This window comes from Bradyrhizobium daqingense, assembly GCF_021044685.1.
In the GTDB taxonomy this organism is placed as follows: Bacteria; Pseudomonadota; Alphaproteobacteria; order Rhizobiales; family Xanthobacteraceae; genus Bradyrhizobium; species Bradyrhizobium daqingense.
In genome coordinates this window covers 3,404,388-3,421,706 of the sequence record NZ_CP088014.1, presented here as the reverse complement: position 1 = coordinate 3,421,706, position 17,319 = coordinate 3,404,388, and the positions used below count along the sequence as shown (strand labels likewise).

Here is a 17,319-nt window from a genome sequence, read left to right as displayed (position 1 = left end):
CTGTCCCTGATGACGAAGTCAAGCATTGCAAGACAAGATAAAGTTAGGGGCCGCCGGCTCGTTGCCAGCCGTGCCAGGCGCGGTCGACAGCGGGCGATGCGCCTTACATCGGACGAGGAACGTACGGAGCGCAAGCGTCGACGGACAAGAGGCCCGAATCTCGCCCGGGGGGCCTCGACCGCTTCGACCGGCCGAGAAAAGGAGTGGTTCAGATGATGGTGCCAGTGAAAACCGAGGAATTACCTGCGGGCGTGTTCGTGCTGGAGATCGATGGCCAGCCGATCTTAGCGCTCATGGCTGCCACGCTTTTCCAGGCCAGAGAACTCGGCCAGGAGCAATGGCTCCTAGAGGACTTGAAACGAATGACGCTCGGACACAGACCGCTTTGGGATGGGACGTCTCCGATTAGGGTGCGTCGCGCCGATCCAGCAGAAGAAGTGTATTACGTCGACGCGAAGACGGAGAGCGCTGCGGACGACTCGCCTTTGGTCTATCTGGTTCGGCGCGACGATGAAGCGGATGCAAGTGGAGCCGTCACTCGTGGCACATTTCCGCCCAGGAGATGATTTCGAGATGGCGTGGGGTCTCGTCGGTCAAGCGACATTGGGCGCGCCATGACAATGGCTGAGACGTCATCAGTGTGAACAGCAGTCAACTACCGCATCCCAGATGCACCCCCTCGAGATCGAAGATGTGACTTTCGGACGCGGAGTGGATCGACAGTTCGCAGGACGCGCCTCGCGCGTCGCCAGTCGCGGGCTCTGATCTCGCCAGATCATTCCATTGAAGCGCGGCCAGCTTCCCGCTGGAACTGTCCCGGCGTTGGGGCCGTTCGAGATTGCATCAGATGGCTCGAGCGATATCCGGCAGCTGGTGATCTACACGGGTAGGAAATCACGATGTTCCTGATGGTTCTGATCTGGGCGACGCAGAACCGAGACGCTGCCCTGGAGCCAAAGCTCGACGAGTGCTCCTGGCCAGGGCCGCATTGCGCTTAGCAAAGATAGAAAACTGCACGATGATGCGTAAGGGAGGCTTTATGGCAAATGTAACCGAACGGAATAACGTTCACGTTCGTGGCGCGGGCGACCGGGCGATGGTCTTCGCCCACGGCTTCGGGTGCGATCAGAACATGTGGCGGTTCGTGGCTCCGGCGTTCGAAAGGGACTTCAGGACGGTTCTATTCGACCACGTCGGCGCCGGCGGATCCGATCTGTCGGCCTATGACTGGGCCAAGTATTCAACCTTGTCCGGTTACGCCGACGACGTGGTCGAAATCGGCGCCGAGCTAGGTTTGAAGGATTGCGTCTTCGTCGGACATTCCGTCAGCAGCATGATTGGCGTGCTGGCGGCGCGACAAGCGCCAGGCATGTTTGGCAAGCTCGTGCTCATCGGCCCTTCAGCCCGCTACATCGACGACGAAGGATATGTTGGCGGGTTCAGTGCCGAGCAGATCGATGAATTGCTCGCGCTTCTCGAATCCAACCATATGGGTTGGTCAACACAGATGGCGCCGATGATCATGGGCAATCCCGACCGGCCCGAACTCGGTCAGGAGCTCACGAACAGCTTCTGCCGCACGGACCCCGATATTGCCAAAGCGTTCGCCCGTGTGACTTTCACCTCCGACAATCGCAAGGATCTCGCGGAAGTTTCCGTTCCAGTCCTCGTCCTCCAATGTAAGGAGGACATCATCGCCTCCCAGGAGGTCGGCGCGTTTGTTGCCCGCAATATTCCCGACGGCCGGATGATCGTCCTGAATGCGACCGGCCATTGCCCGAACCTCAGCGCGCCCGACCAGGTCATCGCGGCGATGCGAGCTTTCGTCTCGTGAGCACCTCCGGTCCAGACTTCGAGGACATGGTCAACAACGCACCGTGCGGGTACGTCACCCTGCACGCGAACGGCCGTATCGCGCACGTCAACCTGACCTTGCTGGCGTGGAGCGGGCACGCGGCAGACCAGATAGCCGGCAAGCGTTTCACCGATTTCCTGACCATGCCAGGCCGCATCTACTACGAAACTCATATCGCGCCGCTGCTGCGGATGCAGGGCTTCTTCAACGAATTCGCTATCGACATGGTGACCGCTGCCGGTGAGCCGCTCCACATGATCGCCAACGCGAACGAGCGCCGCGATGCGGATGGAAAGCTGCTGCTGATCCGTCTTGCGTTGATCAAGGCGACCGACCGACGGCGCTACGAACAGGAGCTCCTCGCCGGCCGAGAATTGGCCATTGCTGCCGAAAGGGCGACGCAAGAAGTGCTGCTGCTCGAGCACGAAACCTCCGAACTGCGGGAACAGTTCATCGCCGTACTTGGTCACGATCTTCGCAATCCTCTCGCCTCCATCAGCGCTGGCGCGAGACTTCTCGGCCGTACCGTGCAGAATGAGAAGGAGCAGCAGATCGTCGCCATGATGCAGACGACGGTCATGCGCATGGCCTCGATGATCGACAACGTCCTCGACTTTGCACGCGGTCGTCTGGGCGGCGGCATTACCCTGGAATACGATGCGAAAGGACCGCTGGAGCCCGTCCTTGCCCAGGTGATCGACGAACTGAGGCTGGCTTCGCCCGGTCGCGTCATCGAATTCGAGTTTGCCGTCGACGGGCCGGTAAACTGCGATCGCATCCGCATCGGCCAGCTCCTTTCCAACCTGCTCGGCAACGCTGTGACACATGGTGCGGCCGACAAGCCCATCACCGTTCGCGCCGAGACGCAGAATGGATCGTTCGAGCTCTGGGTCGCCAATGCGGGTGAGGCTATTCCGCAAGCCGTGATGGACAAGCTGTTCGAGCCGTTCTTCCGGGGCAAGGCTCGTGCGAGCAAGCAAGGGCTTGGATTGGGACTCTACATCGCCTCTCAGATTGCGAAAGCCCATGGAGGTGCTTTGACCGTCGCATCCACGCCCGCCGAGACCCGCTTCAGTTTCTCGATGCCGCTGGCGTGACTGCACACTGCAATGGCCTCCTTCCAGCGGCCCGGTCGTCAATCTTCTCGGGGAGCACACCGGACTAGCGCGATGCGATTAGGATGAATCGTCATCGCGCTGCAGGTTATTGTTTGAGCATGATCTTCTCGGAAAACCGCTACGCACTTTTCCGGATCATGCTCTAGCCTTCGAGGATGTGCCCCAAAGCCTTGAGCGGGCGTACGCGATCGCTGACGATCTTGAGGATGGCCAACATCGGAACGGCCAGGATCGCGCCAGGCACGCCCCACATCCAGAACCAGAACACCAGCGACAGGATGACCAGCACCGGGTTCAGGGTGAAGCGTCGGGCAAGCAGCAGGGGCGTCAGGGTTTCGCCTTCGACGAGATGGATGCCGAAGTAGAGGGCTGGCGGCAGCAGGGCCCACCACAAGCTGTCGAAGCTCAACATTCCGGCCAGGAGGAACATGACGGTCCCCAGCAGCGGTCCCAGAATTGGAACGTAGTTGAGCAGGAAGGCCGCGGCTCCCCACAGCAAGGGGTCTCCAAGTCCGCAGAAATACATCGCAACGGCCGTTGCGATTCCCACTGCGGCATTCATGGCCGTGATAGTAAGAAGATAGGCGGATATGTCCGCTTCGACCTGCTGGGAGATGTCCACCGCCTGCCTCTTGTCGCGAAAATTCGGGAGGACCTCGACGATGCGTCGTAGAAAGATGTCTCCTGCCACCAGGAGAAAATAGAGCACCAGCACGGTCGTAAACAGGCCGTCGATGACGGCGCGCGTTCCCGCGAAGAGCGCGCCGGTAAGGCCAAGATCCCTGCGGACCGAAACGATTGCACCTTTCCTGTCGGGAGCGTCGGCGACGTGCTCGGCCTGCTGGATGACTTTCTGGAGCGCTTCGATCGGCCGCTTCAGGACGACCAGGTGAGTTTCGAGGCGAGGTAGACCCTCCGGCAATTTCTCCGCCCAGGTCGCGGCAGGTAGCGACAAGGCTGCCACAAAGCCCACGAGCGCTCCCACCACCACCAGGATCGCCAAGAGCGCTCCGATGGCACGGGGGAGACCTATACGGTCGAGCAGATGCACAGCGGGTTGGAGAATGAGCTGCAGCACGAAGGCGAGCACCACGGGCAATATGATCGAGCTTGCCGCATGAACAGCTGCCAGCACCGCCAGGGTTAGCAGACTACCGAGAAAGAACGTCTGCGGACTGGACGGCAGCGGCATTTCGATATCGTCGGCCGCCTGCGGTGGCGAGACAGCCGGTTGCGGCACGCTGACATTCTGCCCTGGGGACGAGGGGGGCTCATGCGGCAACTTTGACAGCGAGACCACGACGCTTTTCTCCATCCCGATACGGGGGCTTGCCCCCGACGGCTGAGTCAGCTTCGCACGGCCGTAAGGGCGCGATGCGGCTGCAGGAGCCTCTAGCCAGACAAGCAGTCGGTGCGGCTGGCGGTTCGGCCGCGGCGGGCCTCTTCGCCAACTGAAGAATAAGGTGCAACACCTGTCCCCGCCGGAGCGTTCCTAGGCGCTCGCGAACCGGTGCGGCGCATTCCCGCCAATATCGGTCGCGGCAGCGGCTTCATCGATGGCCGCCATCAACTGAGTCGTGGCAGACTGTTGGATCATGTGCCCTGCCCCAGCGACGCGGTGCAGCTTGCTGTGAGTGATCTCGCCGTGAAGTCTGACCGATTGCTTGTTGATATCGATGAGGCGATCCTCATCGCCGGCGATGATGATGGTGGGCATCTTGAGTTGGTCGTAGCTCTTCGACGACTCAAATGCAGCGGGGATCATCAACGTTGCCTCCGCCGCGCTGGCACGCATCTGTGACGGTCGCAACGCCAACTCCTTGGGGAAACCGACGAACTTGTCAGGGACTGGCCGCGGACCGAACATCTTTCGCAACATGGAAGGCCACAAGAGGCGGCTGACGATCGGCGAGATCGTGTGACTGATCGCATCGCCCATCCCGGGCATCGAAGACATCGAAGATGCCGCCGCATCAGCACGGACGGTTGGAAAATAGTAGCCTGATGCGAGCACCAAAGCTTCGACAAATGACGGATGTCTTGTTGCCAGCGCAAGAGCGACCGCCGCACCCCACGAATGTCCAAGCACGATCGCCCGCTGAACGCTCAGCCGATCAAGCGCCTTTCTGAACAGATCGGCCTGGGCTTCCGGGGTCCATATCACGTTCCGCGGCCGCGAGCTGTGTCCGAATCCGGGGCGGTCGAATACGATCACCCGAAACCGGTTGGCCGCCAGGTCGATCAAGCCGCTGGATTCAAAATCCTGGATCATGCTGCCGTTGCCGTGCAGGAGCACAAGCGGACGGCCGTTGCCGCGTTCCACGTAGTGCAGTCGGACGCCATCGATCTCCAAGAACTGCCCGCGAGGCGGGTTATCGCGTTCCGCTTTCTTGGCGACTCGCCCATTTACGATCGCCATGGCCCCGAGGAGGGAAGCTGCCCCTGCAAAGGCCGCAAGCGCAGGATGTCGCCGCAAGGGAGTGGTGTAGTCAGATTGGAGCGAGGGCGAGCGTGTTCGCGGGAGTTCCATGTGCAGTACCTCTGGTGGTCTGCACGATGCCTCAGGGAGATTGAGAAATGTTGCAGGCTATCGTCAACCGTCGGTGCCGAGTCTTCGTTCCAAACGTACCTTGGAGCGCTTCGTTGTCGCTGTCGCCGGTCCAGGTCACTCCCAATTAATCGGCCCAGCGCGCTGGGGGCAAGAAATGATCGCGTGGAACATGTGGACGTTGGTCTTGTTCAACCTTGTTACTCTTGCCAAGAAAGCGACTGGATAAATGGCAAACAACAACAGAAGCCCGGATGAGAAGCAGCCCGGCGAAAATCCGGAAGGTAAGTATCACTACAATCCGGGAAATATGGCGGGCAAAAAGCCCGGTGACGCGGAGCAGACTGACGAAAATCGAACGCTCCCGTCTCCGCGCAAAGAGAAGCCCGCCGAATAGGTCCGACAACGCCCGCGACTTTGCCTCTTCGAAGAGCCGCGGAAAGAACCTGAGGACCAACTGAGACACCCTTCCGAGAATCGACTCATCGCAAGACGCGCGTCCCACGATGAGCCATCCCGGGTGGATGGCGCGAGCTGAGGGGTCAGTTATCGCGCCACAGACCAATACGACAACCTCAGGACGGGAGAGTCGTTCCTGTCAGAGCCTGGCGGCGGCAAAGCTTGTGCCCTCTGTCTGCTGTCTGCACTCTGAGACGCAACTCGGCTGCCAGCCCCTGATGCCGGCATAAGTGTTCTTTTGCGGCATGCCGTCGGTCTCAGGGAGCCGCTTGCCACGCTTCTGCGATTCATGGGAGTTCCGATGAAAAAACCAGTTCACTCAGTTGACGAGCCCGAGCCGAAAGCGCCACGTGCCGACAGACCGCCAGCGGACGGATTTGTGGTCATTGTCGACGGGCATTTCAAGTCGAGGTTTGACACAGCGGAAGCTGCGGAATCGTCGGGCCGCACACTTAAATCGACTTACCCGAAGCTCAAGATCGAAATTTACGACGCCGTGACAAAGGTGCGAACCTTCTTGGGCTGAGAAGTCAACGCTCCGGCGGTCCTCATCAGGAGCGAAACGGCCTCTGTGAGGAAAGAGCTCGCGTGCCGGATTTTGCCAGTTCACATTGGTCTTACATGCGGTCGCCCGCGCACAATCCTACGTTTTCGTTCAAGATCTGGATTTTTGGCGGCCACGAGAGGCGGAACGGCCAAGTAGGAAGCGACCGATGCGAACAGGAGTTCGTGAGCGCGATCGACGATATCATCCAAGAAAGTCGTCTTCGCGAACATCACGCGGGCCTCCGCCAGCAATTGGCCGCGAGTCGGCATGTGGGGCAGATGCATGTCCACGCGAGGGTGCCCCTTCAACACAACGTCCCTCGGGAACAAGTCAGTCTGATGGACCGATGATCTGATCGCCAGTGCGATGCCCTCGGGATTGAAACGACGAACAAGTTGCTCGGCTGTCCGCCTGATGACACGAGATCCCAAGCGTTGCTCGTTGCGGAGAACCTGCTCCGGCGGCGTCTTCAAGTTCCAGACGATGCCGAGCCAGGATAAGGCCACCAGAATATAATAAGTTACGTCGATCTCCCACCAGCGAAAGCCTTGCTTGGCGCTGCTTTGGTAGGCGTGATGATTGTTGTGCCACCCCTCGCCCATCGTAAACAGAGCCAGAAGCCAGTTGTTGCGGGAGTTATCACCCGTAACATATCTCTTTTGGCCGTGAACATGTGCAAGGGAGTTGATGCAGAACGTTGCATGATACAGGAGCACGGTGCTCCAGAAGAATCCGACCACGAGTCCTGACCATCCCGCAATGAGGAAGCAAAGACCTGCCGTCACGATCGCAGGCAAAAGCTCGAATTTGTGCAGCCACATCAACTCAGGATACGACGCAAAGTCCGAAATCTTCGTCAAATCGGTCGCATCGTGCTGCCGATCGAAAATCCAGCTGACGTGGCTGTAAACGAAGCCCTTTTGGCTTGGCGAATGCACGTCTTTCTCCGTATCGGAGTAAAGATGGTGATGTCGATGTTTCGCAGCCCACCAAAGTACGCTTTTTTGGGAACTGCTTTGGGCGAGGAACGCAAGAGCGAACTGGAACGTTCGGCTCGTTGAGTAGGCTCGATGCGAGAAGTACCGGTGATACCCAGCAGTGATCGCGAACATGCGTAACCAATATAAGACGATGCACATCGCAACCGCTGGCCACGAGACGCCCGACCATGTCGCCAGGAGGCAACCGGCGTGGATCAGCAGAAACGGAAGGACCTGCGGGTATATGATGTCGTGTTCCTGATCCGCATGAATATGGGTAGACACTCTGACGACCTCAGCGGTTTGGCATGGGGCCCGTCAAGCAGACACATCATCCGCCGCGGACAGGGCCAACGTAAAATAAGTGCGGCCCGTCTCGGGCGAGGGATAGCCATTGACGAGAAGCTTCCAGGATTTGATTTCCCATATGTCGCCCGGCTTCGACTCTCGAAGGACTTCACCCGCCAGCTTTACGGCCTCTTCCTTTGCAGCATTTAGGTCGGCAAGCTCGGTGCCGTGGTGATCGAGACCAGCCTTGCCGTCCATAATGTGAAAATGATAGCGCGGCATGGGACGCTCCTTCATTTTGGCGGGGAGCGCGTGGCATCTCTCAGTCTCCGGATCGCCTGATGGTCACGGGAGATAGGCGACAATACTCGCCATCCCACTCCGTTCCTAGAAGAACCGCTGCTCACGGAACCCGGCTTAAATCGTCAAAAAGGAACAGACTCAGGGACAGCAACGATGCTAATTTGTGGAACTGAATTCGAAGGCTCTTTCAAGTGTCTGCGGCCAATGTAAGGAATACTCACCCGCTGATCCGCAAGCTGGAAACTGTCTTCCCGCTTTCTGACGAAGAGCGGAAGGCGATACTGGCGCTCCCGATCGATCAGAGGGTGATCGAGGCCCATCAGGACATCGTACGCGAGGGGGATCGCCCGAGCCGATCTTTCGTCATTGCCGATGGCGTGGCTTGCGCCTTCAAAATGACAGGCGAGGGCAAGCGCCAGATCCTCGCATTCCACATCACGGGCGACATGCCGGACCTTCAGAGCCTGCACCTGCAGACGCTGGACATCAGCATCGGAACGATCACGGCTTGCAAGGTCGGCTTCATTCAGCACGAGGATCTGCAGCGCCTGTGCGAACGCCAAGCCCGCGTCGCGGCGGCCCTCTGGCGTGAAACACTTATCTATGCGGCGATGTTCCGCGAATGGATCACCAATATCGGACGACGGCAGGCGCTAGGCCGGGCAGCGCATTTTATGTGCGAATATATCGTCCGTGCGCGAGCCATGGGCCTTGTGGAAGATTACTCATGCGAACTGCCGATCACGCAGGAAGAGCTTTCCGATGCCATGGGCCTTTCGATTGTTCACGTCAACCGCGTGCTCCAGGAGCTGCGCAAGCTGGGTTTGATCAACCTCGAAAGCCGGCACTTGACGGTGCTTGATTGGACCCGGCTCCAGGAAGTCGGAGACTTCGACGCGGGATACCTCCACCTGCCGAAGACGGCCACGTAGCGTTACGCCCCTTCGTCAAACGGCGGCGCGGACGGATGAACAGAGGGCCGCCCATGAACCTCTTCGACCATCTGCCATCCCAGAGACAGCTCTAGGGCAGGTTGGAATTCTGCACTCATTGAAGAATGCGGCAGCCGGAGAGTCATCGTTCGTCTCATCTGCGCCACCGATTAGCTGACAGCCGGACGCCCGAGGGAACAAAGGGGTGAGGAGGCGGCTTGAGTTGGGCGGCAGAACCAGGAGACTGGGAGCCGCGAAGAAAAGCCGTTCGGTGTAACGCCCGAGCGGCTTTTGTTTGATGGCGCATCTCTTGTGAAGTCGCTTGGCTGCCGCAATCGAGAAAGCCGATCCCAACCACGACCTGGGAACACTTCGCCCCCAGCCGGTTTAGTTCCGAGCAGCATTTTGCGATGCGGTTCTTTAACACTCACGCGAATCGGATTTGGCATGGCCTCCGTCACAGTAGGGCTGAACAGATACTTCACATTGATCGAGCGTTCAGTGCCCACGAAAGTCGGGACTTTCATTCGCTGGCTGCGGGAGCCATCCAAACTCTGGATCCGGATCATCGTTGCGGGGGGACTCATTCTCGGGGGCATCTTCAGCTTCTTGCCCCTCTTCGGCCTCTGGATGCTCCCCCTTGGACTTCTTCTCATCGCGCAGGACATGCCGATCCTGCAAAAACCTCTCCTCGCCGTGTTGCGTTGGATCGAGATGAAATGGAAGCGGCTCAGGCGACGTTTCAGAACGAGGCCGCAGCCAATTGTGGCGAAGCAACCGGAATGACGCGACCGCTCCGCCCGCGGCTCTCCGTATTTGGAACGTTGTGGTTAAGCCGGGATTGGTCCGGCAGGAGGTCATCATGACCAAGACATCAGACCACGGCATCATGCGCGTCCGCGGAGAAGATCAGCCGGCAGACAAGGAGCGGGCGCAACTGGCTCAAAAGATTGAGCTCGGCCATACACCGCCCGTGATCAAGGAAGAGGCGAACGACCGGGACTGAACGCAATGATCGTGAGCCGGCGCGCGGGGCCTGCCAGCAGGATCCGCGCGCAACATCATGCTGCTTTCTGATGCTGCTCGAACGCAGCGACCTCCCGTTCCTTCATTCGGGAGCCGGTAATCCGGGTGTGGACAGCCATTCGCTGATTTGAGCCCCGGTCTCCGCCTGCCGAGCTTTGCGGATGGTTTGTTCCCGCTCAATACCTGGCGGAAGCGATTTCGCCTTTTGACGAAGGGCTCGCCCATGCTCGGCAAGGCGTTCTTCAAAGGAGGTGGTTTGCTTGATTCGGCGTCGCTGCATAGCGTGCTCCTTTTCCCAGGGAAGGCGGGAGCGCGACAGCGTTCTCATCACCGACAGATGCCGAGGGCCGCGCGGTGATGGATCAGGCGTAGCAATTTAAGGTACGACGCGCTGGTCAATATTGATCAGGTGGTAGAAGCTGGTGAGGCCGGCGCTCGGCGCCCGCAGGATCAACACCCCACAGGAAATGCGAAGCGCGCGAGCACAGATGGGCATCGGAGCGACGCCGGCGCCAAAGGCGTTCAGCAACCCGTTGTGCGGACAAACGCTCTTCACGATCAGGCAGCAAGCTCTCGGAGCGTCGAGATGATCGCCTCTGACGGGTATGGTTTGCGGAAGAATCTTGCCCCATCGGGTAGCTCAGAGCCTTTGACCAGATGGGCGGAGACCACAAGGAGCTGGATCGGTGGCCATCTTTCGCGAACGGCCTCCACGAGCCCAAGCCCGTCCATCGAGCCAGGCATCCTGACATCCGTGAAGACCACGCAAACATCCTGTCGGGTTTCAAGAATCCTGATGGCCTCATCGGCATTGCCGGCAAGGAGCGGATGCAGCCCCGCATCCTGGACGATGTCGTTCGCCATCAAGAGGAGCATCGGTTCGTCCTCGACGATCAAGACGCAACTGCCGCGAGGAGAGCTTTGCTCTGGCATATCAGCCCTTTCTAATGCAGGAGACGCCACCCGGTCGGGACATCCGCAGTCACGGCTTTAAGCGATGGCAGCAGCCGACGTTCCGAATGGCCGATTGTTTCTGAGCAATCTTTGCATCGACAATGCGGCTGACGGTTTCCGAGGGTTCACCATGAGGCGCCGCCACCCGCCGAATGAGCGTGGAAGTCGCCCCGTCGGCAATGTGCGTCTGGCGACCCTGCCCGCCCATCGCCGCAGGGTGAGCGCGTCGACGCCGCCCCTTCCACTCAGAGCATGACCGTCACCTGCGAGGCAGTCGGATCGAAAAGCACGTGCCTGTTTCTTCGTTGGATGCCACAGAGATCTCGCCGCCATGGGCTTCGACGATCAATTTTGCGATGTAGAGGCCGAGGCCGAGGTGGGTACTGTGCTCCGGCGGACTTCCGTCATCGTGGCCTCGCGTCCAGGATTGGAAGATTGATTTTTGCGCTTCAAGCGGGATTGAGGAGCCGAGATTGTGCACGTTGATGGTCACAGCATCGGGATCGTTACCTGCGACGGTCACTGTGATGGGCGTCGCTACGTCGCCATAATGGACCGCGTTGCCCATCAGATTGGACAGCACCTGTCCCAGGCGGGCGCGGTCGCAGGAAACCAACGGATCGCCCTTCGTCGCGACCTGAAGTTTTCGATCTGCGTTGACGGCGCGAAACTCATCTGCGATTTCCTGGCACAGAGCCGCAACGTCGTTCTCGGTCTTTGTAACGGGGATTTGAGTGCCGAAGGACGAGCGTGTGAGATCGAGCAGATCGTTCAGAATTCGCGTCGCCCGCCCTGCGGCCAGCTTGATCTCCGAAACAACCTTGGCCTGCTTCGCGTTGGTTGTCCCCGATCGCTCCATCCACTGAGCGCCCATTGAAACGGCGCCGAGAGGATTGCGCAGGTCGTGGCCGAGGACGCCCAGAAACAGGTTGCGCGAGTCATTTATCGTCTTGGTATAGTGGGCCACCGACTCCGTCACGGCCTGATCGATCGCTTCATTGAACCGCGTCAAGTCCTCAATATCGGTGTCCGCAAGGCTTCGATGATGAGCAACCCACTGCTTGACGACGCTTGCGCGAAGCGCCCGATATTCCGAGATCATCTGGTCGATGTTAAAGCCGTCGGCCAGACGCAGAGCGGCATGGAGCTCAGCCGCGCTTTGAGAAAAGGGGCTGTCTTTCGGGCCGTCGCCTCGCGATTTATCAAATCGCTCCCGCGGGGTTTGTGCGGTTTCGAGGTCGTCCGCCACAAACCTAAGAAGATCGAAGATATGATCTTCCAGAGCCAACTTCGTCATTCGATCGCTGGCCGGTGACAGAGTTCGAGCGAACTCCGTCCATTCCTTCACGATCGGAGCCTGGTTCCGTCGAATGAAGTCAGCCAGGCGTTCGTACTTTGGCCGCTCAGTGGAATTGCTCAAAGCCGCCCCCAAGTACTCAAAGCCGCCCCCAAGTAGATGACGCGAGCCCTAGATCGAGCAGGCACAAGCCCGCTGCTCGCGATTGCCGTGCCCTTCCGAAGCGCCGAGCCTAGAGTATAGCCACTGGCTCCCGAGCTGTCACAACTGGCTCCGCCAGCGGGGAGAACCACGCGACTTTGCGGCCGGAACCTGCGGTACAACGGTCGTTTTGCACTTGCCCTGCAGGACGCGGGGATATCGGAAAGCGATCGTTCCACTCACGTCGCGGGCAGGACCCGGCGCACCTCTGCGTCGATCTGTAGCGGATGCAAGCTAGCACCACCATATTGGCCTAGGGGAACCGGCTTCAATGCTTGGTGCTCGAGTTCCGATGGACTATCGAAACGCAGAACAGCTGTTCGGTGCTCGAGCGCACTTCCACTGCCAAATCCGCCCGCTTGCTTGGGAAGACGGATTCCTGGGCGATTCCAGTCAAGGTTTGCATTGCTTTGACTTCGGCGGCTTTCAGATTGGGAAGGGGTAGACCTTCCTCGTCTGCAAAGAAATCGCGACCACTTTGGATGTCAAAGAAATACCGATTCATGGAGCGCTCCAGAAATTGAACACATATTAGTCCCGCCAATCGGTGCGTCGCTTGCCTGAAGACTCGGACATCGATGCGGCTGTCGTCCTGTCATACGATCAGCCTCAACTGTTCGATCTGTCCCGCCGGACCTTGCGAAATTCTTCGGGACCTTTCATCAGCCTGCTCTTCCGGCTTGCCCTGTCTTCGGATGTCGCACCCGTATCGGGCAGCCGGTCGAGCGCGTCAGAGGCAAGCTCCTTTGCGCGGATCCGAGGGCTCTCACGATTCGACTCTGGAGATTCGCGCATAGGCCGATCACGCAGCCCTTCGAGCGCCGTCTTCACCAGCAGTTGTACCGCTTCTGATCGGTTAGGCCTCTGCTTCTGGCTGAGCGCCCATGCGTCAACCTGGTCGAGAAGCTCGGGCGTCAGCCGAACCGCCCGTCCTTGCTCAGCTGTCCCCGCTGACGTCTTCCGCGGAACTGCTTTTGACCTGGACATCTCTGACATCATTGATTGGAGGGCGATAACGGCGATGCCGCGGGAGGAGAGGCGGGAATCCGGCCATTTTCGCTCCCGCCTCAAGCTAATGACCGCGGTCGCTTAGGGTTCCAGTGAACTCCTGCCACGACCGCCCGCTCATCGCACAGCTCCTTGCGCTGTTCTCAAACACGACCAGGGAGCGACGAAGTGCAATTGCCTTCCGGACCATTGCGACGGCAGCGCGTCTGACAGATCGACCGATTGATATCGTCTCTGCCTGAAGGACAGCGTGCACCTCCGGAGCTGCAATAGCCACAACTATCTCGACCTGGCAGGGAGCGGACAGACCTTCGATTTGATGCTCGCGAGCCCCGATTTCACTGGCTATTCCCTGCTACGAAGCGCAGCGTCATCCGAACGAAGAGGCTGGCCTTGAACGGAAGCACGTTCAGCAGCGAAACCGGTTTTGCAGAAGGGCGCCGTATGACGGATGTCACCAAGGAAGCCCTGGATGGTGCCGCCGCGCGGCATCTCTCGGCTGGCTTCAACTTCCGAGCCTATACGCCGCACAAGGTCGCGTACGATCTTATCCGTTGGGATGAGGAGTTCAGACACGCCAATTACTCTCAATTCGTCGTAGCCGTGACGCTCTGGCAAAGCAGTTCGCCTGACTAGCGCAAAGCCAAGAAGGCTCGTCGCGGAACGTCATTTACACGGTCGATCTGAAGATATAAGGTTTGGCTAGAGGTTGGCAGATGCTCACCTTGAAGCTGCCCAGGAAGCAGCGACCTCCGAAGTCGCCGCGCGTCGTCGTAGTAGCAGCTCACGTGCCATCGGAAGGCGCAATCATAAAACTGGATTTTACCAACGTGCGTCAGCAGCGCCGGTGCACGTCCTCATGCGCTCACGAAAGGCAACCATCATGAAGCTTCCTGCAATATTACAAGGCGAGGCGCGGACCCGTTTCCTTCAAGGAATTGCTTTCGGCGCGGTGGCGACCATGGCGATTGGATTTGCCTGGGGCGGTTGGGTCACCGGGGAGTCCGCCAGGGTCATGCGGGTCTCGGCGGAGACCAGTGGCCGGATGTCCGTTCTGGTACCGCTGTGTGTCGCTCAGTTTACAGCCGCGGACGGCGCTCTCGCGAAGTTCAAGGCGACCGGCCCTTATTCCAGAGAAAACGTCGTCAGCGAATTCGTGAAGAGTGTGGCGTCCACGAGCATGGACTACTCATTCGCCAAGGCTTGCGCCACCGGCATCGAGACGGAGATTGCCAAGACAGCGGCCAAGACCTGATTCCCATTCGGGAGGACAACAGATAGGGCCAGTCGCCCTCGATCGGGCGATCGTCTTTGACCACACCATCGCTTTTAATCTTCATCACAGAGCCAAGGACGAGTGCTAGGCTCTCCCCATCGCCTTGTGGCGAGATGGTCAAATTTGCTCAGATTCGGTACCGCCGTAGATGTTAACAAAACCTGTCACCGCGAGGCCCTAGGCATTTATCGGTGATGAGAACGCCATCAGTCGCTCTCGCTGCCTGCTCGTCCTATAAACCGGGAGACGGTGATGCAAAATGGGGCCGGACCTTTTTCAGAGGCTGAGCTGACGATCGTGGAGCGTTATAAGCTCGACGCGCTTGAGGACATGGACGTTCCCGAGATCCTCGATTTTCTTGAAGAAATCGAGGACGAGATCAGACGACGGGGTGCCCCCGAGGGAGCGACCGATCGAGAGTAGCAAAAGTCACTTACCAGACCGACCAATTTGCCCTTTGTACCAATGAATTGTGCGACATATCCAATCGTCGATTTACTCAAACGCTCTGACTGGGAGCGGCTTGATGTCCAACGTCGATCTCCTCACGGTGGCAGACCGCGTCCAACTCTTGGTGAACGCAATCAACGGCGGTGCCACGTACCAGTTGCGAAATTTTTCACACCGGCTCAAGCCGCGTGGCTCATCACTGAAGTCGACCCAAACGAGCCCGATCGCCTCTTCGGACTGTGCGACCTCGGTCAGGGGTGCCCGGAACTCGGCTACGTCTTATCTTATTCGATCTGTCGCCTGAGGCAGTTCGTGGGGATCTCAGGGAGTGCGTTTCCTGGTCCGGCGCCGCGTCTGTCCCGCGGCCTTCAAGATGGCGGGTAACGTCGGCGGCACGTCATCCCGGCGTCCGTACTCGAACACAATCCCCGGCGGAGACTCGAACCTTCCTTGATGCCGTCGACGTTCACCCCAAGACGCTTGATCTTGTCGTACAAGGTCTGCTTGGGGAGGCCGAGCAGCGCAGCTGTTGCCTGGACGTCGCCCTGCTTGCGGCGCAATGCATCCTCGATGATCAATCGTTCGATGTTCTCGAGCTGGCGAGGCAACGAGACGTCCGCGCCGCCAAGGCCGGATTTGTTGATCGTCTTGCCGTCGAGCACACCCAACACGAAACGGTCGGCGGCATTGCGAAGCTCGCGCACATTTCCCGGCCATGCATAAGCCAGCAGAACAGACGTCGTCTGCTCGTCAAGGATGGGCGCGTCGCGCTCGAACCGCCTGGCAGCTTCGGAGAACCATGGCGGCGATCTGATCCTGGTTCAGGGCCACAGTTCGCCCGGCATCTATGCGCGCGCCTTTCTCGAGGGGCGGCTCAGCGAGAAAACACACCGGCGGAGTTATCCGGAATATCGGACGGCCGCCGCGATGCGTCGCCGACGCCATTGACACGTTCGTCGCCATGTCGGGAAGGTTTTTCAGAGGCTGCGAGAGCGCCGACGCGATCAGATGTAGGCGTGCACCGCCTGCTAAGTATTCGCAAAAACCCGCAGGCGCCGTCTTGCACCAGCTTCCGCCGATCTTCCGAACAAACCTGATTCCGAACCCGCGTCCCGGAGATGGCAGGGTCCTCAACTCGCGCCAGCAGCCTCGGTCCGCTAACTCTTGGGGTACAGCGCAGAAATCGCGGGTTGCCAGGGAAGCAAATCGAGCCCGACATCCTTGGCGTGTTCCAATTTGATGGGCCCATCTGAAGAGCGGCGTCGCAAGGCAAGGCACTTGCCCCTGACTGCGGTTTGATGGCCCCTCACGCAGAAATTGCGGTCAAGACAAAGATCGGCACCAAAATGGCCGGCGCTGATCCCGCTCCCTCGTTGTGAGTCGCGCTCCCTAGCCGAAAGCAGCAACCGTGACCCGCGTGCTTGATCCGCGTTTGCGTCCATCCTTTGCCGCAGCGGGTAAGGCTTGCAGTTATCGTCCCGGCAGAGCCGTGACTTCTCGGGGCGGCTTGATCCGCAAGAACGGATATGCCGCCAGTTCTTTCGAATGCTGCGCGAACATATCGACCCGTCTCCTCGTAAACTCCGTAATGACGCCAAAAAATTCAGTTGGTGACCTGATCGTCGCAAGTCTCAGGCTGAATTCAAAAGCGAATTGCGCGTTGGCCCCGGCTATCTCAAGAAGCTTCGCTTGATACGCCTGCATGTTTGCTGTCGGTAGAGCAAAGCCTTTCGTTGGATCGCTATCCGTCATTCTCTGGCTGCGGTCACCTACTAAGGCATCCGCCTCAGGCTCAATGATGGGAACCTGGTGTTTAGGATCATCATGAAGCTCAGGAGGCGGTTCGACCGAGTCTGCCGCAGCAGAGTGAAGTGAATTGTCTTTCGGGCTTCTAACAATGGCCTGCTTGTTCCGTTGGGCCCGCGCGGCCATTTTCGGGTTGCGGGCGCGCTTTGCCGCTGTCGCCGCTTTGCGTTTGCTCATCTGACGCTCCAAGAAAATGGGGGTGCGACCACAACGGTCATTTCTGAAAGGACAACAGGCTTTGTGACGTGGCGTTCCAAGCCCGTCCACTGTT

The 17,319-nt window shown here is 59.1% G+C and carries 22 protein-coding genes; 12 read left to right on the top strand and 10 right to left on the bottom strand.

Going from position 1 to position 17,319, the window contains the following annotated elements; translation table 11 throughout:
• The first annotated feature begins 212 nt into the window (after window positions 1–212).
• From LPJ38_RS16355 to LPJ38_RS16345, 3 genes are all read left to right on the top strand, one after another.
• Window positions 213–566 carry a hypothetical protein gene (locus LPJ38_RS16355; RefSeq protein WP_145642252.1) on the top strand — a complete coding sequence of 118 codons (354 nt, stop codon included), beginning with the start codon at window positions 213–215 and terminating at the stop codon, window positions 564–566.
• A gap of 473 nt (window positions 567–1,039) precedes the next feature.
• Window positions 1,040–1,834, top strand: a complete 795-nt coding sequence (locus LPJ38_RS16350) for an alpha/beta fold hydrolase (protein ID WP_167520779.1) — start codon at window positions 1,040–1,042, stop codon at window positions 1,832–1,834.
• Window positions 1,831–2,952, top strand: a complete 1,122-nt coding sequence (locus tag LPJ38_RS16345; RefSeq protein WP_145642258.1) for a PAS domain-containing sensor histidine kinase — start codon at window positions 1,831–1,833, stop codon at window positions 2,950–2,952. Before LPJ38_RS16350 ends, LPJ38_RS16345 begins: the two co-directional genes overlap by 4 nt.
• 163 nt (window positions 2,953–3,115) lie before the next feature.
• Here LPJ38_RS16345 and LPJ38_RS16340 read toward each other — a convergent pair whose 3' ends face one another.
• Both LPJ38_RS16340 and LPJ38_RS16335 read right to left on the bottom strand, forming a co-directional pair.
• Entirely contained in the window at window positions 3,116–4,288 is a 1,173-nt protein-coding gene (locus LPJ38_RS16340) for an AI-2E family transporter (RefSeq protein ID WP_145642261.1), read from the bottom strand.
• Window positions 4,289–4,465: 177 nt separating this feature from the next.
• Window positions 4,466–5,503, bottom strand: coding sequence for an alpha/beta fold hydrolase (locus tag LPJ38_RS16335; RefSeq protein ID WP_145642264.1), 1,038 nt, complete (start codon window positions 5,501–5,503; stop codon window positions 4,466–4,468).
• Window positions 5,504–5,750: 247 nt separating this feature from the next.
• Between LPJ38_RS16335 and LPJ38_RS16330 the strand changes: the two genes are divergently transcribed.
• A complete protein-coding gene (locus LPJ38_RS16330) occupies window positions 5,751–5,918 on the top strand; it encodes a hypothetical protein (RefSeq protein ID WP_167520780.1) in 168 nt (55 codons plus the stop codon).
• Window positions 5,919–6,281: 363 nt separating this feature from the next.
• Window positions 6,282–6,506: a hypothetical protein gene (locus tag LPJ38_RS16325; protein WP_081494506.1), complete on the top strand. Its 225-nt coding sequence runs from the start codon at window positions 6,282–6,284 to the stop codon at window positions 6,504–6,506.
• 80 nt (window positions 6,507–6,586) lie between these two features.
• Here the strand turns inward: LPJ38_RS16325 and LPJ38_RS16320 are convergent, their stop codons facing one another.
• Together LPJ38_RS16320 and LPJ38_RS16315 are read right to left on the bottom strand one after the other, a co-directional pair.
• Window positions 6,587–7,792, bottom strand: coding sequence for an acyl-CoA desaturase (locus LPJ38_RS16320; protein ID WP_145642267.1), 1,206 nt, complete (start codon window positions 7,790–7,792; stop codon window positions 6,587–6,589).
• A gap of 33 nt (window positions 7,793–7,825) precedes the next feature.
• Entirely contained in the window at window positions 7,826–8,077 is a 252-nt protein-coding gene (locus tag LPJ38_RS16315; RefSeq protein ID WP_036003776.1) for a DUF6894 family protein, read from the bottom strand.
• Window positions 8,078–8,289: 212 nt separating this feature from the next.
• Here LPJ38_RS16315 and LPJ38_RS16310 point away from each other — a divergent pair, with 212 nt between their 5' ends.
• The 3 genes from LPJ38_RS16310 to LPJ38_RS16300 all read left to right on the top strand — a co-directional run bounded on the left by LPJ38_RS16310 (window position 8,290) and on the right by LPJ38_RS16300 (window position 10,036).
• Window positions 8,290–9,030 (top strand): Crp/Fnr family transcriptional regulator, encoded by a 741-nt coding sequence (locus tag LPJ38_RS16310; RefSeq protein WP_018642496.1) that lies wholly within the window; start codon window positions 8,290–8,292, stop codon window positions 9,028–9,030.
• 447 nt (window positions 9,031–9,477) lie between these two features.
• Window positions 9,478–9,816, top strand: coding sequence for a hypothetical protein (locus LPJ38_RS16305; protein ID WP_036043701.1), 339 nt, complete (start codon window positions 9,478–9,480; stop codon window positions 9,814–9,816).
• A 76-nt stretch (window positions 9,817–9,892) separates the two neighbouring features.
• On the top strand, window positions 9,893–10,036 hold the full coding sequence (locus LPJ38_RS16300; RefSeq protein WP_157785226.1) for a hypothetical protein: 144 nt from the start codon (window positions 9,893–9,895) through the stop codon (window positions 10,034–10,036).
• Window positions 10,037–10,138: 102 nt separating this feature from the next.
• Here the strand turns inward: LPJ38_RS16300 and LPJ38_RS16295 are convergent, their stop codons facing one another.
• From LPJ38_RS16295 to LPJ38_RS16280, 4 genes are all read right to left on the bottom strand, one after another.
• Window positions 10,139–10,336 (bottom strand): hypothetical protein, encoded by a 198-nt coding sequence (locus LPJ38_RS16295; protein ID WP_074448679.1) that lies wholly within the window; start codon window positions 10,334–10,336, stop codon window positions 10,139–10,141.
• A gap of 278 nt (window positions 10,337–10,614) precedes the next feature.
• Window positions 10,615–10,932: a response regulator gene (locus tag LPJ38_RS16290; protein ID WP_231088665.1), complete on the bottom strand. Its 318-nt coding sequence runs from the start codon at window positions 10,930–10,932 to the stop codon at window positions 10,615–10,617.
• A gap of 337 nt (window positions 10,933–11,269) precedes the next feature.
• Complete coding sequence (locus LPJ38_RS16285) at window positions 11,270–12,430, bottom strand: sensor histidine kinase (RefSeq protein WP_145642273.1); 1,161 nt, start codon at window positions 12,428–12,430, stop codon at window positions 11,270–11,272.
• A gap of 346 nt (window positions 12,431–12,776) precedes the next feature.
• On the bottom strand, window positions 12,777–13,013 hold the full coding sequence (locus tag LPJ38_RS16280; RefSeq protein WP_036043705.1) for a DUF6894 family protein: 237 nt from the start codon (window positions 13,011–13,013) through the stop codon (window positions 12,777–12,779).
• A gap of 896 nt (window positions 13,014–13,909) precedes the next feature.
• On the opposite strand from LPJ38_RS16280, the gene LPJ38_RS16275 reads away from it, so the two are divergent.
• From LPJ38_RS16275 to LPJ38_RS38295, 4 genes are all read left to right on the top strand, one after another.
• Entirely contained in the window at window positions 13,910–14,152 is a 243-nt protein-coding gene (locus LPJ38_RS16275; protein WP_231088646.1) for a hypothetical protein, read from the top strand.
• Between the two features lie 247 nt (window positions 14,153–14,399).
• Window positions 14,400–14,771 (top strand): hypothetical protein, encoded by a 372-nt coding sequence (locus tag LPJ38_RS16270; RefSeq protein WP_231088645.1) that lies wholly within the window; start codon window positions 14,400–14,402, stop codon window positions 14,769–14,771.
• Window positions 14,772–15,044: 273 nt separating this feature from the next.
• Window positions 15,045–15,215: a hypothetical protein gene (locus LPJ38_RS16265; protein WP_158644815.1), complete on the top strand. Its 171-nt coding sequence runs from the start codon at window positions 15,045–15,047 to the stop codon at window positions 15,213–15,215.
• 42 nt (window positions 15,216–15,257) lie between these two features.
• Window positions 15,258–15,626, top strand: a complete 369-nt coding sequence (locus LPJ38_RS38295) for a DUF2958 domain-containing protein (RefSeq protein ID WP_145642355.1) — start codon at window positions 15,258–15,260, stop codon at window positions 15,624–15,626.
• Here the strand turns inward: LPJ38_RS38295 and LPJ38_RS16255 are convergent.
• Together LPJ38_RS16255 and LPJ38_RS16250 are read right to left on the bottom strand one after the other, a co-directional pair.
• Window positions 15,611–16,000, bottom strand: coding sequence for a helix-turn-helix domain-containing protein (locus tag LPJ38_RS16255; RefSeq protein WP_445432993.1), 390 nt, complete (start codon window positions 15,998–16,000; stop codon window positions 15,611–15,613). The genes LPJ38_RS38295 and LPJ38_RS16255 overlap by 16 nt on opposite strands.
• 712 nt (window positions 16,001–16,712) lie before the next feature.
• Window positions 16,713–17,225: a phasin family protein gene (locus LPJ38_RS16250; protein WP_167520781.1), complete on the bottom strand. Its 513-nt coding sequence runs from the start codon at window positions 17,223–17,225 to the stop codon at window positions 16,713–16,715.
• Window positions 17,226–17,319: the final 94 nt, after the last annotated feature.